Genomic DNA, 13,301 nt, shown 5'->3' with positions numbered 1-13,301 from the left:
CTTCTGTTACGCGGGTGTACGGGTGTACGAGCCGTCTTGGCTGTCGGCCCGGCGGGAGTGGCACTCGCCGCTGTGCTTCCCGGAGGCGCACCCTCCGGTGCCGCGAGACGAGAAGCTGTCGCGCAGCCGGGCCAGCAACGTGTTGAGCTGTCCGACCTCGTCGTCGGACCAATCCTGAAGATGGCAGGCGAACATCTCGGTCGACCGGCGGTAGAGGTCCTCCAGCACCCCTTCTCCCGCGGGGGTCAGCCGCAGGATGCGGGAGCGCTTGTCCGCCGGGTCCGGGAACCGTTCGATCCAGCCCCGTTCCGCCACATGGGCGACGTGCCGGCTGGTCACCGACATGTCGACCGCGAGGAGCTCGGCCAGCCGGCTGATCCGCATCTCCCCGTGCCGGCTCAGCAGAGTCAGCACGGCGGCGGAGCCACCGGGGCACTCGGCGGGCAGGATGCGGGCGAGACCCCGTTTGACGGCCCCGATGGCGCTCAGCTGCCGGGCCAGTTCTTCGTACTGACTCCGTGCGGCCACGGGACCCCCAGACAATCTCACCGGTCATCTTGTTGCTTAGGGCAACCATAGAAGCCGTTGGTTGCTGCAGGCAAACGAAAAGGGGCTTGGGGGAGTAAAGGAACGCAAAAGGCTGCGCCGGGTCCTGGTCAAACCCGCAGTGTCTGCGGTAGTGGAGGGCGCGGTGTGGTACGTGCCACATCGGCCGTGGATCGGCGGGCAGCGTCCGGGGTTGGGCCGTTGGCCCGAGTTCGCTAGGGTCCTGCGACATGGCACACAATCCCCACGCACCGCAGGGTCCCGAGGGCTCCCACGACCCGGCCGGCAGCACCCAGATGTTCCGCGCCTTCGTCGACGAGGGCGAGCCGCAGCGCGCACAGCAGCCCGCCGCCGCCTCCTCCGGCCCGAGGACCGGACTGATCGTCGGAATCGTCGCGGTGGTCATCGTGCTGGGCGCGGTCGCCTGGCTCGCACTCGGCTGACGAGCCCGTCACGCGTCCCGTCCCGCATCCGTCTTCGCGCCGCCCCTCGCCGATCCGCTGATCCGCGAGGGGCGGCGCTTCGGTTTGCGGCCGCCGCCGTACGGGAACGCGCACCGGCCGCCGAGGGGGCCCCGGCGGCCGGCGGTGAGGCGGGTGCGGACTCAGTCCGCGATGAGCCCTTCCCTGAGCTGGGCGAGCGTACGCGTCAGCAGTCGGGAGACGTGCATCTGCGAGATGCCGACCTCCTCGCCGATCTGCGACTGGGTCATGTTGGCGAAGAACCGCAGCATGATGATCTGGCGCTCGCGCGGCGGGAGCTTGGCCAGCAGCGGCTTGAGCGATTCGCGGTACTCGACGCCTTCCAGCGCCGTGTCCTCGTAACCCAGCCGGTCGGCCAGCGAGCCCTCGCCGCCGTCGTCCTCGGGAGCGGGGGAGTCCAGCGACGAGGCGGTGTAGGCGTTGCCCACGGCCAGACCGTCGACCACCTCCTCCTCGGTGACCCCGAGCGCCCGGGCCAGCTCCGGGACGGTCGGCGAGCGGTCCAGCTTCTGCGCGAGCTCGTCGCTGGTCCGGGTGAGGGCGAGCCGCAGCTCCTGGAGCCGGCGCGGCACCCGCACCGACCACGAGGTGTCCCGGAAGAACCGCTTGATCTCGCCCACGACGGTGGGCATCGCGAACGTCGGGAACTCGACGCCCCGCTCGCAGTCGAAGCGGTCGATCGCCTTGATCAGGCCGATGGTGCCGACCTGGACGATGTCCTCCATCGGTTCGTTGCGGCTCCGGAACCGGGCCGCCGCGTACCGCACGAGGGGCAGGTTGAGCTCGATGAGTGTGTCCCGCACATAGGCACGCTCCGGGCTGTCGGTCCCGCCGGGCCCCGGGGCGGGGCCCAGCGCGGCGAGCCGCAGGAACAGGGAGCGGGAGAGCGTGCGGGTGTCGATGGCTTCCGGCGAGCTGGTGAGCGCAACGGGTGCGGGCTCGCTCTTCTCGAGCGTGAGCACCTTCGAGCTGCCCTGTTCTTCGGACATGCCACCCCCTTGAGGTCGCGGACGGTCGCGGTGGCCACGACCATCGGAGGAACGCAGCCTCCACCTGAATACCGGAGGTGGGGCTGCGGCAAACTCACTTCCCGCAGAATGTCACATGTCGGCAACACGCTGTAGTGACTTGTCGACAAGTCCAGGGGGAGTCTGCGCAGTTAACAAGGGGTGTGAGGCTTTTGGCCCCGGGGAAACGCCCCGGGAACGGTCTACCCGTTTCGGTTACGCCTCGATCCTGTTTGCGGATCGGAGTCTGGCGAAACTCCGGGCCAGGAGCCTTGACACATGCATCTGGGAGACCCCCAGTTCGGCACTGATCTGGGACTGCGTCAGATTGCTGTAGTACCGCAGCAGCAGGATCCGCTGTTCCCGCTCGGGCAGTTGTACGAGGAGGTGCCGGACCAGGTCCCGGTGCTCGACGCCGGCGAGCGCCGGGTCCTCGTAGCCGAGCCGGTCGAGGAGGCCGGGGAGCCCGTCGCCCTCCTGGGCGGCCTCCAGCGAGGTCGCGTGGTACGAGCGCCCGGCCTCGATGCAGGCCAGCACCTCGTCCTCGGAGATCTTCAGCCGCTCGGCGATCTCCGCGGTGGTGGGCGACCGGCCGTGCGCGGTCGTCAGGTCCTCGGTGGCGCCGGTGACCTGCACCCAGAGCTCGTGCAGCCGGCGCGGGACGTGGACGGTGCGCACGTTGTCCCGGAAGTACCGCTTGATCTCGCCGACCACGGTGGGCATCGCGAACGTCGGGAACTGGACGCCGCGTTCGGGGTCGAAGCGGTCGATCGCGTTGATCAGCCCGATGGTGCCGACCTGGACGACGTCCTCCATCGGCTCGTTCCGGCTGCGGAACCGCGCGGCGGCGTACCGCACGAGCGGGAGGTTGGCTTCGATCAGCGCGGTGCGCACCCGGTCGTGCTCCGCGGTGCCCGGCTCCAGGTTCTTGAGCTGTCCGAAGAGCACCTGGGTGAGCGCCCTGGTGTCGGCGGTCCGCGACCGGGCGGGGGCGGCCGTCTCGTCCGGGGTCTCGTGGACGGTCGTCTGCACCTGGCCCGGCGGCGGCGGGGCGGGCGGGGCGGCGGGTGCCGCCTGGTGGACCTGGGGCGGCACTTGAGGCGCTGTACTGGCCGGCACGATGACGCCACCCCTTCGCGGTCAACAACTACGGTTTGCGGTCAACTTCGGTCAATCCGTCCGTCAAAAGCGGTCATAGCATCACAAGACATGACCACTATGTGCAAGCACCCCATAGCGCCGTGTTGACCTCCCCCGGGTTTAAAACCTGCGCCGGGCGTCCATCGGGTCTGGGACAAAGAAAAGCCCCTCACCGTCGCGGTGAGGGGCTCGCAGGGCCGATGGCGTCAGAACGGGTAGTCGGCGATCACCCAGGTGGCGAATTCACGCCACTGACCGGCGGCCGCCTGATGGTCCGGGTGCTCGATGTAACGCTTCAGCGCGGCCTCGTCCGCGACCGCCGAGTTGATGGCGAAGTCGTACGCGATCGGCCGGTCGGTGATGTTCCAGGCGCACTCCCAGAACTCCAGCTCAGGGATGGTCCCCTCCAGCGCCCGGAACGCCTCCGCACCCGCGACGACCCTCGGGTCGTCCCGCTCGACGCCGTCGTTCAGCTTGAACAGGACCAGATGGCGGATCACGCGGTACCCCTAGTTGACGAGCTCGGACATGAAGTCGCCGACGCCCTGCGCGGCGTCCGCAATGCCCTCGAACCCTACTTGCACCAGGTCCGCGGCCCGGGCGGGGGAGTTGATGATCGTGTAGAGCACGAAGACGACAATCACGTAGAGAGCTATCTTCTTCGCTTGCACCATCAGCCCCTGACTCCCCTTCGATCCCCTGAGGTTTCGATCCCCTGTGCGGTCGGGCGAGTCTATCCACACGCATGCTCGGATCCGCCGGTCGTTTCCGTCGCAGACCGTGACCGCGGCACCCGGGGGCCAGGGACCAACGTCCCGCGCATCGGGGCCCTTGGTCCGCCCGCGAGGGTGCCCCGGCGAGGCAGGATGGAAGGTGAGCCCCTCGGACTCCGAGGGGCCGGGAACGGGACCCCTGCCGGGGACCCATGCCGTGGCCTCCCCCGACCGCGGCAAGGAGCGGCAGGCCCCGTGACCGGGGGAAGCGGCACATCCCCCGATGCCGCTTCCCCCTCCTCCTACTTCTTCTCGCGCCCCTTGTCGCGCGAGCCCTTGTTTCGCGGGCCCGCGCCCTGGGAAGCCGACGCGCTCCGATCAGCCGGCGCATCCCCCAACGCGTCGTACAGCTCCCGCCGGCTGATCCCGAACGGCCGGAGCACCGTACTGAGGGTGCGCGCGGTGACCCCCTGCTCCACCAGCAGCGGGAGCAGCGGCCGCAGGTCCACGTTCCAGGCCGCGCGCTCCGGGGGCGCCAGGACGAACACGCGCTCGTCCTCCTCGCCCCCCACGGCCCCGACCGCCTCGGAGAGCGGCAGCCACGCAACCCCGTGCCCGAGGTCGGGATGCCCGTCCGGCACCGCGATACGGCGGTCCTCGGCGGACCCGGCCAGCACCTCCGCGAGCACGCCGAGATCGGCGGCGGACGCCCGGAACACCACGGGCGCCGGTGCGGTCCGCGCCAGCTCCGCCTGGGCCGGGGCCGCGAGCGCCCGGCGGTCGGTCCGGCCGAGGTGGACCGCCGGCGCGACCGGCAGGCCCGCGGCGAGCAGCGCAGACACGGTCCCGGTCGCGTCGCCCGTCACGTCGAACCGGGCCCCCTGAGCCGCCGCGTCGGCCAGCCACGCCCCGGCCGTCTGCGAGACGCCCTCCAGTGCGCCGGAGACGGACGCGGCGATCACCCCGCCGTCCGCGAGGGCCGCGCGCGCCTCGTCCGGGACGCGCGCCGCGTCCAGGTCCACCGAGGCGTCGGCCGCGCGCCACAGCAGTCCCGGGCGCCCCTCCGGCTCCGGCAGGCCGCGGCGGTGGACGAGGACCAGCGGCCGGCGCGGCCCGGTCTCGGTGAGCGTCAGGGTCACCTCGGTCTCCGGGTCGCCCAGCGCGGCCACGAAGTCCGGGTCGAGGTCGCTCGCCACCAGGGTGCTGCGGAAGGCGAAGGTGTCCGGTGAGGCGTGGTCGCTGCGCCGGAGCACCAGGCGGTCGGTCACCTCGTGGTGTGGGTTGACGACGGCGGTGCCGGTGGCGACATGGGGCCCGGCCGCGAGGCGGACGGCGACCGGGCCGCGCAGGAGGGCCAGCCCCTCCTCGTCGAAGGCGGCGGCCACCCCTACGACACAGGTCGCCCGGGGCGTGATCTCCCGCTCGCCGGTGAACTCAAGGGTCTTGGCGTGGGTCGCGCGGACGTGTGCGTGCCCCTTGGCGTGGATCTTCATTGCCTTCTCCAGGCCCTAGGTGCGTTGTCCGGACCGGTCATGGTAGTCCGCGCCCGCATGCGCGGAGCCGGTCGGCCGGGGCCCAGTAGACTTCCCGGCATGTTCGAACACCTCCGCCATAAGCCGGGCACCCCTCTGCTCCGTAACCGCGAGCTGGTCATCGCGTGCTCGGCGTTCCGCAGCCGCGTGAATCTTTCCAGCGTGGTGCGGACGGCGGGGTGCTGCGGAGTCGAGCGGATCATCGCCTGCGGCAATGTGAAACTCGACCCGAAGATCGCGCGCGACGGTGCCGACAACGTCGAGATCGAAATGCGCCGGAGCCTTCCGCCGGTGCTGAAGAAGATGCGCGAGGACGGTTACACCATCATCGCGCTCGAACAGGCCACCAATTCGAAGAGCCTGCACGAGATCAGCTTCCCCCGGAAGTCGGTCATCGTCCTCGGAAACGAGCGGACCGGCCTCAAGGAGGACGAGCTCGCGTGCGTGGACGAGTGCGTGGAGATCCCGGTCTGGGGCTCCCCGCACAGCTACAACGTCGCCACCGCAGGCGCCATGGCCATGTACGAGTACTGCAGGCAGTTCCCGACGGGCTGACCGGCCGGGCTCACTCCTCCGGCCCGGCGGTGACCGCCGTCAGGGTCGCGATGACCTCGGTGCTGTCCGAGTCCAGCCTGCGCGCCCACGAGGAGGAGACGGCGGCGGCCTCCTCGGCCTTCGTGAGCTGGAAACCGGTGACCTTCCAGCCGGCGGCGAGCGCCTTTCCGGTGAGCACCTCATCGACGTACGAAGGGGTCAGCTCCGGAAGCCCCTGGATGTCCCGCGGTACGGGCTCCCGCCAAATGCTGGTGCCGACCGTCGCCGTGAGCGGCGCATTCGGCTTGGCGACGGTACGAAGGCCGCTCCAGATGTCCTCGTCGCCGCGCACCAGACCGTGCAGCAATTTCCCCCACGGCATCAGGACCAGCAATTCATCGGCGGCCCCCCGCAGCTCCTCCGGGGCATTCTCGATCGACGCGTTCACGAGCAGCAGATTGGGTACGCCGCCCTTGGCGGGTTTGCGACGGCTGCGAATGCTCGTCTGCGTCATCCGCTGCCAGGCCGGGTCCACGCCCACGACCAGCCAGTCCGGATTCTCCTTGGCGATGCGGTAGGACGCCCGGGCGTCCCCCGTACCGACATCGACGACGACCCGGGAACTCTCCTCGACCAGCCGCTCGAATTCACCCTCGGCGGCCTTTTCGAGCTTCTTGCCCCGCACGATCTGCATAACGGCCAGTGCTTTCTTCTCTCGGCTGCCCGACCGGCGGTGGCCGGCCCCGGCGGGCGTCCCGCCGCCCCCGGCATGATCCCCCAGCGCGGGGCGCGATGACCAACCGGCACCGGGCGCGGGCACACGTAAAACCGCCCCCGATCCGTTCGCACGGTTCGGGGGCGGTTCTCGCTGGCGGTAGCGGAGGGATTTGAACCCTCGGTGAGTTTCCCCACACTCGCTTTCGAGGCGAGCTCCTTCGGCCGCTCGGACACGCTACCGAGAGAGAGCTTAGACCATGTTGGCCGTACGCCGAAATCCGTTACGGGACGGCGCCCGGTGCCCCGCCCGTGCCAGGTCAGCGGTCCCGGAAGAAGGCCGTCAGCGGGGCCGCGCACTCGGCCTCCAGGACCCCGGCGACCACCTCGGGGCGGTGGTTGAGGCGGCGGTCGCGTACGACGTCCCAGAGCGAACCGGCGGCACCGGCCTTCTCGTCCCGGGCGCCGTAGACCACCCGGTCCACCCGGGCCTGCACCAGGGCGCCCGCGCACATCGTGCAGGGCTCCAGGGTGACCACCAGGGTGCAGCCGGACAGGCGCCACTCACCGAGCGCGGCGGCGGCCCGGCGCAGCGCCAGGACCTCGGCGTGCGCGGTCGGGTCGCCGGTCGCCTCGCGTTCGTTGTGCCCGGTGGCGAGCAGCGTGCCGTTCGGGCCGAGGACGACGGCGCCGACCGGCACGTCACCGGTCGCCGCCGCCCGGTCGGCCTCGGCCAGGGCCCGACGCATCACCGCCCGCCAGGGGTCCCGTACGGGATCGGGCAGGTCCGAGGCGTACGGACGGAATGCTTCAGTCACCCGCGGACCCTAGCGGACGGTCTCCAGCACCTCGGCCGCTCCCAGCGCGTCCGCGATCTCGGCCAGGGCGTCCGTCCGCAGCATCAGCAGCTCGGCCTCGGGGAGCCCGAGGTCGGACAGGACCCCGGAGTCGCCGATCGGGCCGGCCGGGACGACGCCCGCGGAGGGCCCGTCGTCGTCCTCGTCGTCGTTGTTGTCGGCGGTGGTCTCGGGCTCGCCGTCCTCTGTGCCGTCGAGGCCGACGAGCTCCTCCAGGGCGGCGATCGTGTCCTCGGCCCCTGGTTCGCGGCCGAGCAGTTCGTCGGTGAGCAGGATCTCCCCGTACGAGGAGCGGGCGGCGGCGGAGGCGTCCGAGACGTAGATCCGGGGGTCCTCCTCACCGTCCACCCGGACGACGCCGAACCAGGCGTCCTCCTGTTCGATGAATACGAGCACCGTGTCCTCGTCAACCGAGGCGTCACGGGCCAGATCCGTCAGGTCGGACAGGGTCTCCACATCGTCGAGCTCCGTGTCGCTCGCTTCCCACCCGTCTTCGGTGCGCGCGAGCAGTGCGGCGAAGTACACCGTGACTCTCCCACTGGTCTCGGGGCCAAGGGCCGGTCCGGGCGGGGAGCAGTCGGTGGTCCGGCTGCCCTGCGTCCCGCCCATTCGGCATCGTGACAGAAACCGGCGCTTCGCGAGAGCAGTTCGACGGTTGAGTCGGCCATCAGTTCTCTCCACCACCGTCACCAGCGGCTTCTTCGCAGGCCGGAGGGGCTACCAGCGGAACGTACGCATCCGCATGGCCTGGCGCATTCGGGCGGCTTTGACCCGCCGCGGCTGGACCCGGTCGCGCAGCGCCTTCGCCTCGTGGAGCTCGCGGAGGAACTGGGCGCGCCGCCGACGGCGCTGTGCGTCGGTCTCAGGCGTGTCGGGTGAGGCCGGTGCGTCGGGGGTGTCCGGTGTGCTCCGGGGGTTCCGCGCGTTCCCGGGGTTCTCGGCGCTCTGTGCCCCGTCGGCCATCGGCTCTTCACCCCCAAGGCTGGCTACGTCGCTGGGTCCGTATGCCACCACCTTCCCCCGAACGTGTGGATGATGCCAGCGCACGGGTGCGGGAGGCGCGGCTACGCTGGGAGTCATGCGGATCCACGTCGTCGACCACCCGCTGGTCGCGCACAAACTCACCACCCTGCGCGACAAGCGCACCGACTCCCCGACCTTCCGGCGCCTCGCCGACGAGCTGGTGACCCTGCTCGCGTACGAGGCCACCCGCGATGTGCGCACCGAACAGGTCGACATCGAGACCCCGGTGACACCCACCACCGGCGTGAAGCTGTCGCACCCCCGCCCCCTGGTCGTCCCGATCCTGCGGGCCGGTCTCGGCATGCTCGACGGCATGGTCCGGCTGCTGCCGACCGCCGAGGTGGGCTTCCTGGGCATGATCCGCGACGAGGAGACGCTCAAGGCGTCCACGTACGCGAGCCGGATGCCCGACGACCTCTCGGGCCGCCAGGTCTATGTGCTCGACCCGATGCTGGCCACCGGAGGCACGCTCGTCGCGGCCATCCAGGAGCTGATCAGGCGCGGCGCCGACGACGTCACCGCGGTCGTGCTCCTCGCCGCCCCCGAGGGCGTCGAGGTCATGGAGCGCGAGCTCGCCGGGACGCCGGTCACCGTGGTCACCGCCTCGGTCGACGAGCGGCTCAACGAGAACGGCTACATCGTGCCGGGCCTCGGCGACGCGGGCGACCGCATGTACGGCACCGCCGACTAGGCATCCACCGCGCGAACGCCCCCGCTCGGCGCCGTCCTCAACAGGAGGAGGGCGCCGGCGCGGGCTTCGTCAGCGCGGACAGCGCGGCCGCTGCCGCCTGCGGCTTGCTGAACGCGGTGAACTTCTTGCCGATGATCAGATCGACCTCCCCGTTCTTGCGGGCGTCGGTCTTGGTCGCGGCCCCGGGGAGCTGGGCGCCCAGCACCGGGAACGTGCCATCGGCGGCGGCCGGGGCGCCGAGCAGAATGCCCGTACCCGGCACCTTCTTGTCGTACGCGGCGGTGGCGTTCCCCACCTCGCCGATCTTGAACCCGCGCTTCTTCAGCTCGTCGGCGGCCGCCTTGGCGAGACCGCCGCGCGTGGTCGCGTTGTAGACGTTGACCGTGATCTTCGCGGGCTGCGGCAGCACCTTGGCGGGTTTCGACGCCTTGGGGGACGGGCAGCGCTCGTTCCGGTCGGCGGCGCTGGCCGTCTTGTCGCCGCCCGTGAAGACATCGATGAGCTGGAGCGTGCCCCATCCGGCCAGCCCGAGGGCGACCACGGAGGCGATGGCCGCGAGGACCACTTTGCTACGGCGGCGGGGGCGGCGCATGCGGGGGTACTTGTCACCCGTGATGCGATACTTTCCGCCCATGCCGGGGGGAGTGAGCATGCTCATGGGCGCAGCGTAGTGCGACCCGGTGATGATGCCTACTAAATGATCAATGGATCGCACCCGTCCGGGTGGGAAAACACCCGAACGAACCCCGTACGGGCTCCGAGGCGTCAGCCGAGTTCGAGCACGCGGGCGTGCAGCACCTGGCGCTGCTGGAGCGCGGCACGGACCGCGCGGTGCAGCCCGTCCTCCAGATAGAGGTCGCCCTGCCACTTCACGACGTGCGCGAAGAGGTCGCCGTAGAACGTGGAGTCCTCGGCGAGCAGGGTTTCGAGGTCCAGCTGGCCCTTGGTGGTGACGAGCTGGTCGAGGCGGACCGGGCGCGGCGCGACGTCCGCCCACTGCCGGGTGCTTTCCCGGCCGTGGTCGGGATAAGGCCGCCCATTTCCGATGCGCTTGAAGATCACACGGAAAGCCTACCGGTCAAGAGCCACCGGGCGCAGCCATGATTGCCACCACGCCGCGTACGAGAAGGCTCACTTGCCCTTCGCCGCGGCTTTCGCGGCCTTCGCCGCCTGCTTGGCCTCCTGCTTGTACGCGCGCACCTCCGCCAGTGACTCGGGGCCGGTGATGTCCGCCACGGACCGGTGCGAGCCCTCCTCCCCGTACGGCCCCGCCGCCTCCCGCCAGCCCGGCGGGCGGACCCCGAACTGCTTGCCGAGGAGCGCGAGGAAGATCTGCGCCTTCTGCGTACCGAACCCGGGCAGGGCGTTGAGCCGCCGGCGCAGCTCCGCCCCGGTCGCGGCGTCGTTCCACACGGCGGCCGCCTCGCCGTCGTACTGCGCCACCAGGAACTGGCACAGCTGCTGCACCCGCTTGGCCATCGAGCCCGGATAGCGGTGCAGCGCGGGTTTGGCGGTGAACAGTGCGGTGAACGCCTCCGGGTCGTACGCGGCGATCTCATGGGCGTCCAGATCGTCCTTGCCCATGCGCTGCGCCAGGGCGTGCGGGCCCGCGAAGGCCCACTCCATGGGCACCTGCTGGTCGAGCAGCATGCCCACCAGGGCGGCGAGCGGACTGCGTGCGAGAAGCTCGTCCGCCGCCGGCTCCTGGGCGATCCGGAGGGTGATGTCTCGGCCTTCGTCGCTCTTGGTCATGGGCGGCATCATGGCGAGCGCCGGGGGCGACGGCCAGCACAACCACCGCCGACCGTGCGGTTTGCAGCCGTTTGCCGGTCTCCGGGGCCGGTTCAGGCCCCCGCGGGCGCCGGGACCGGGGCACTTCCCGGCTCCGGGGCCGACGTGCGGCGGGTGCGGCGCTCGGCCTGCGCGAGGTGGGCGATCACATGCGAGTGAAAGCGGTCCACGGCGTTGTCGACGCTGCGGATGAACCCGGTCTCCGCATTGCCCCGTGTGGCGCCCATGCTCTTGAAGAGGGAGAGCCGGAATCCGGTGATCCGGCTGCCGTCGCGGGGAAGCACGTCGCCCGGCTCCGGGCGCAGGCGCTCCAGGGTGCCGCGCGGCCCGCTCTGGCCCTCGACCAGCGTCTCGACGTGCAGATCGGCGGGTGCCTCGGCGAGCTGCCGCATGAGGCGCTTGGCCGACGTCAGCGGATAGGCCCCCTCGGGCACCGGGATCTCCACCGAGGTGCGCAGCTTCCCGGTCCGCAGGTCGGCGACGATCGTGATGGTGCCGGGCGAGCCGTCCACCCGCAGTTCGGCGGCGAGCCGGCCCTCCTCGCAGAGCCGGTCCGCGTGCGCCGCGCGCCGGGAGAGGGCGGTGGTGCCGCGCTGGGTGCGCTGGACGGGCAGGGCCTTCTGCCCGAGTTCGCCGCCGAGCCGCAGGCAGACCTGGCGGATGAGCCGTTCCCAGCTCTCCACGACCTCCACGGCGCGCGGGTCGCCCTGGCTGAGCGTCTCCTCGTCGATGCCGTTGCGCACGGGCACCCAGGAGGGGCCCATGTTCTGGAAGCCGTGGCAGCCGGAGTTCTCGTGCTGGAGGTAGTGCAGCAGCTCCTGGAGGAGCCAGGCGTGGGCGGCGTTGCCCACGCCCTCGTGCCGGATGAGCATCTGGGCCTGGTGCGCCACCTCCGCCCACGACAGGTGCCACAGGGCCACCTTGTGCTTGCGCCGCCCGTCGGTCTTGACCTCGACCAGCGGGCTGCCCTCCAGCGCCACGTCGTTGGAGAGGGTGATCACCGCCTCGTAGCCGCGGCGGGCGGCGATGTCCATGTAGTTCTGGACCTGCTCCGACTTCAGCGCGTTCCCGTTGGTCTTCGTCTCCACGAGCGCGGTCCACAGCTTCCCGGCGCGCTCGACCCGGATCACCCCGTCGGGGCGCTTCGGGTCTCGCCGTGCGGGAGGGAGACCTCGGTGAAGGTCTGCATGCGCCCGGCGGGGGCGCCGAAGGCGGCGGTGAGTCGACGGCCGAACTCCGGCACCTGCGCCATCACGGACAGCAGCACCGAGGTCGCCCGGACCTCGCGCTCCTTGTCGCTCTTGAGGTTCGAGGCGGGGAAGAGCCGGGCGGCTCGCCAGGAGTCGTTCTCGGCGAGCGACTTCGTGGCGAGGGCGGGCAGGGTCACCTTCTTCTTCGCCGTACGGGCGCGGGGCCTCTTGGGCGCGGGGGCGGGGACGGCCGGCTGCTCCTCTGCCGCCGAGGTTTTCGGGCCTGGCTGCGCGGGAACGGCGGGGAGCGGCTCGGCGGCACCGGGGGACTCGACGGCGGTCGCGGCGCCTTCCCCGCCACCCGGGTCCGCAACCGCGTCCGCGGCCTCGTTCTCGCCCTCGTCGTCCACATCGATGCCGAAGTCCGTGGCGAGGCCGGCGAGCCCGGTCTCGTAACCCTGGCCGACGGCCCGGTACTTCCACTCCGTGCCGCGCCGGTACAGCTCGCCGAAGATGAAGGCGCTCTCCACGGAGGCGTCGCCGATCGAGAAGCCGAGCAGCACCTCGCCGGACCGGTCGGCGACGGTCATCCGCAGGTCGTCCAGATCGCCGAAGCGGGAGCCGCCGTACCGGCTCGCGGCGACGACCAGGCGCTCGACGTCCTCGGGGACGGCGGTCAGGTCGAGGCTGATGCGGTCCTCGCTGCCGCCGTCCGTCGGCGTCTTGCCCAGCAGCTGCACGCTGCCGTCGACCGCGGCGGGGTTGTTGTAGTAGAAGAAGTCCGCGTCGCCGCGGACCTTGCCGCCCGCGTCCAGCAGGAGCACGGACACGTCCGCGTCACCGTCCCCGGCGGTGCTGCTCCAGCTCAGGCTCGCGATGACCGTGCCGGCATCGTCGCTGAGGTCCGCCAGCCCGACGTTGGCACCCTTGGTCATCTCACGCATGCAGTCCCCCAGACACGCGGCCGCGTCGGGCGGCGCCCCGGCGACGGCAGCAGGTTGTTCCGTGACACAGCGCAACTCGCCGCACACGGGAGAACCGTATCCCCCGGATGGACTACCCGTGAAGGAATCGTGAACTC

16 protein-coding genes, 1 tRNA gene and 1 pseudogene are annotated in these 13,301 nt (G+C 71.1%); 3 read left to right on the top strand and 15 right to left on the bottom strand.

Annotated elements, in window-relative coordinates:
• Window positions 1–6 precede the first annotated feature (6 nt).
• On the bottom strand, window positions 7–528 hold the full coding sequence (locus tag NEH16_RS15360) for a MarR family winged helix-turn-helix transcriptional regulator (protein ID WP_265542923.1): 522 nt from the start codon (window positions 526–528) through the stop codon (window positions 7–9).
• Between the two features lie 248 nt (window positions 529–776).
• On the opposite strand from NEH16_RS15360, the gene NEH16_RS15355 reads away from it, so the two are divergent.
• Window positions 777–989 (top strand): hypothetical protein, encoded by a 213-nt coding sequence (locus tag NEH16_RS15355; RefSeq protein ID WP_073966742.1) that lies wholly within the window; start codon window positions 777–779, stop codon window positions 987–989.
• Window positions 990–1,150: 161 nt separating this feature from the next.
• On the opposite strand, the gene NEH16_RS15350 is transcribed toward NEH16_RS15355, so the two are convergent.
• The 5 genes from NEH16_RS15350 to NEH16_RS15330 form a co-directional block, all read right to left on the bottom strand.
• The gene (locus NEH16_RS15350; protein WP_073966743.1) at window positions 1,151–2,017 is read right to left on the bottom strand and encodes an RNA polymerase sigma factor SigF; all 867 of its coding nucleotides are present in this window, start codon (window positions 2,015–2,017) and stop codon (window positions 1,151–1,153) included.
• Window positions 2,018–2,251: 234 nt separating this feature from the next.
• Window positions 2,252–3,130: an RNA polymerase sigma factor SigF gene (locus NEH16_RS15345; protein ID WP_265542921.1), complete on the bottom strand. Its 879-nt coding sequence runs from the start codon at window positions 3,128–3,130 to the stop codon at window positions 2,252–2,254.
• Between the two features lie 251 nt (window positions 3,131–3,381).
• The gene (locus tag NEH16_RS15340) at window positions 3,382–3,675 is read right to left on the bottom strand and encodes a Dabb family protein (RefSeq protein ID WP_018101787.1); all 294 of its coding nucleotides are present in this window, start codon (window positions 3,673–3,675) and stop codon (window positions 3,382–3,384) included.
• Window positions 3,676–3,684: 9 nt separating this feature from the next.
• Window positions 3,685–3,819 (bottom strand): hypothetical protein, encoded by a 135-nt coding sequence (locus tag NEH16_RS15335; RefSeq protein WP_265547500.1) that lies wholly within the window; start codon window positions 3,817–3,819, stop codon window positions 3,685–3,687.
• Window positions 3,820–4,190: 371 nt separating this feature from the next.
• Window positions 4,191–5,381: a DUF371 domain-containing protein gene (locus NEH16_RS15330; RefSeq protein ID WP_265542916.1), complete on the bottom strand. Its 1,191-nt coding sequence runs from the start codon at window positions 5,379–5,381 to the stop codon at window positions 4,191–4,193.
• Window positions 5,382–5,480: 99 nt separating this feature from the next.
• On the opposite strand from NEH16_RS15330, the gene NEH16_RS15325 reads away from it, so the two are divergent.
• Complete coding sequence (locus NEH16_RS15325) at window positions 5,481–5,975, top strand: TrmH family RNA methyltransferase (RefSeq protein WP_073966747.1); 495 nt, start codon at window positions 5,481–5,483, stop codon at window positions 5,973–5,975.
• Window positions 5,976–5,985: 10 nt separating this feature from the next.
• Here the strand turns inward: NEH16_RS15325 and NEH16_RS15320 are convergent, their stop codons facing one another.
• The 5 genes from NEH16_RS15320 to NEH16_RS15300 form a co-directional block, all read right to left on the bottom strand.
• Window positions 5,986–6,648 (bottom strand): class I SAM-dependent methyltransferase, encoded by a 663-nt coding sequence (locus NEH16_RS15320; protein WP_073966748.1) that lies wholly within the window; start codon window positions 6,646–6,648, stop codon window positions 5,986–5,988.
• A 175-nt stretch (window positions 6,649–6,823) separates the two neighbouring features.
• Window positions 6,824–6,911: transfer RNA gene (locus NEH16_RS15315), tRNA-Ser, on the bottom strand.
• Window positions 6,912–6,988: 77 nt separating this feature from the next.
• Window positions 6,989–7,486, bottom strand: coding sequence for a tRNA adenosine(34) deaminase TadA (gene tadA, locus NEH16_RS15310; RefSeq protein ID WP_265542914.1), 498 nt, complete (start codon window positions 7,484–7,486; stop codon window positions 6,989–6,991).
• Window positions 7,487–7,495: 9 nt separating this feature from the next.
• On the bottom strand, window positions 7,496–8,050 hold the full coding sequence (locus NEH16_RS15305; protein ID WP_073966750.1) for a hypothetical protein: 555 nt from the start codon (window positions 8,048–8,050) through the stop codon (window positions 7,496–7,498).
• Between the two features lie 192 nt (window positions 8,051–8,242).
• On the bottom strand, window positions 8,243–8,488 hold the full coding sequence (locus tag NEH16_RS15300) for a hypothetical protein (RefSeq protein WP_265542913.1): 246 nt from the start codon (window positions 8,486–8,488) through the stop codon (window positions 8,243–8,245).
• A 115-nt stretch (window positions 8,489–8,603) separates the two neighbouring features.
• On the opposite strand from NEH16_RS15300, the gene upp reads away from it, so the two are divergent.
• On the top strand, window positions 8,604–9,239 hold the full coding sequence (gene upp / locus NEH16_RS15295; RefSeq protein WP_073966752.1) for a uracil phosphoribosyltransferase: 636 nt from the start codon (window positions 8,604–8,606) through the stop codon (window positions 9,237–9,239).
• Window positions 9,240–9,276: 37 nt separating this feature from the next.
• On the opposite strand, the gene NEH16_RS15290 is transcribed toward upp, so the two are convergent.
• The 4 genes and pseudogenes from NEH16_RS15290 to NEH16_RS15275 form a co-directional block, all read right to left on the bottom strand.
• Window positions 9,277–9,873, bottom strand: coding sequence for a LytR C-terminal domain-containing protein (locus tag NEH16_RS15290; RefSeq protein WP_265547200.1), 597 nt, complete (start codon window positions 9,871–9,873; stop codon window positions 9,277–9,279).
• A gap of 131 nt (window positions 9,874–10,004) precedes the next feature.
• Window positions 10,005–10,301 (bottom strand): type II toxin-antitoxin system VapB family antitoxin, encoded by a 297-nt coding sequence (locus tag NEH16_RS15285; protein WP_003955420.1) that lies wholly within the window; start codon window positions 10,299–10,301, stop codon window positions 10,005–10,007.
• Window positions 10,302–10,370: 69 nt separating this feature from the next.
• Complete coding sequence (locus NEH16_RS15280; protein ID WP_073966754.1) at window positions 10,371–10,991, bottom strand: HhH-GPD-type base excision DNA repair protein; 621 nt, start codon at window positions 10,989–10,991, stop codon at window positions 10,371–10,373.
• Window positions 10,992–11,083: 92 nt separating this feature from the next.
• Window positions 11,084–13,164: pseudogene (locus NEH16_RS15275) on the bottom strand (TerD family protein).
• Window positions 13,165–13,301 lie beyond the last annotated feature (137 nt).

The organism is Streptomyces drozdowiczii (assembly GCF_026167665.1).
Classification (GTDB): domain Bacteria; phylum Actinomycetota; class Actinomycetes; order Streptomycetales; family Streptomycetaceae; genus Streptomyces; species Streptomyces drozdowiczii_A.
This window is presented reverse-complemented; position numbering and strand designations above follow the sequence as displayed.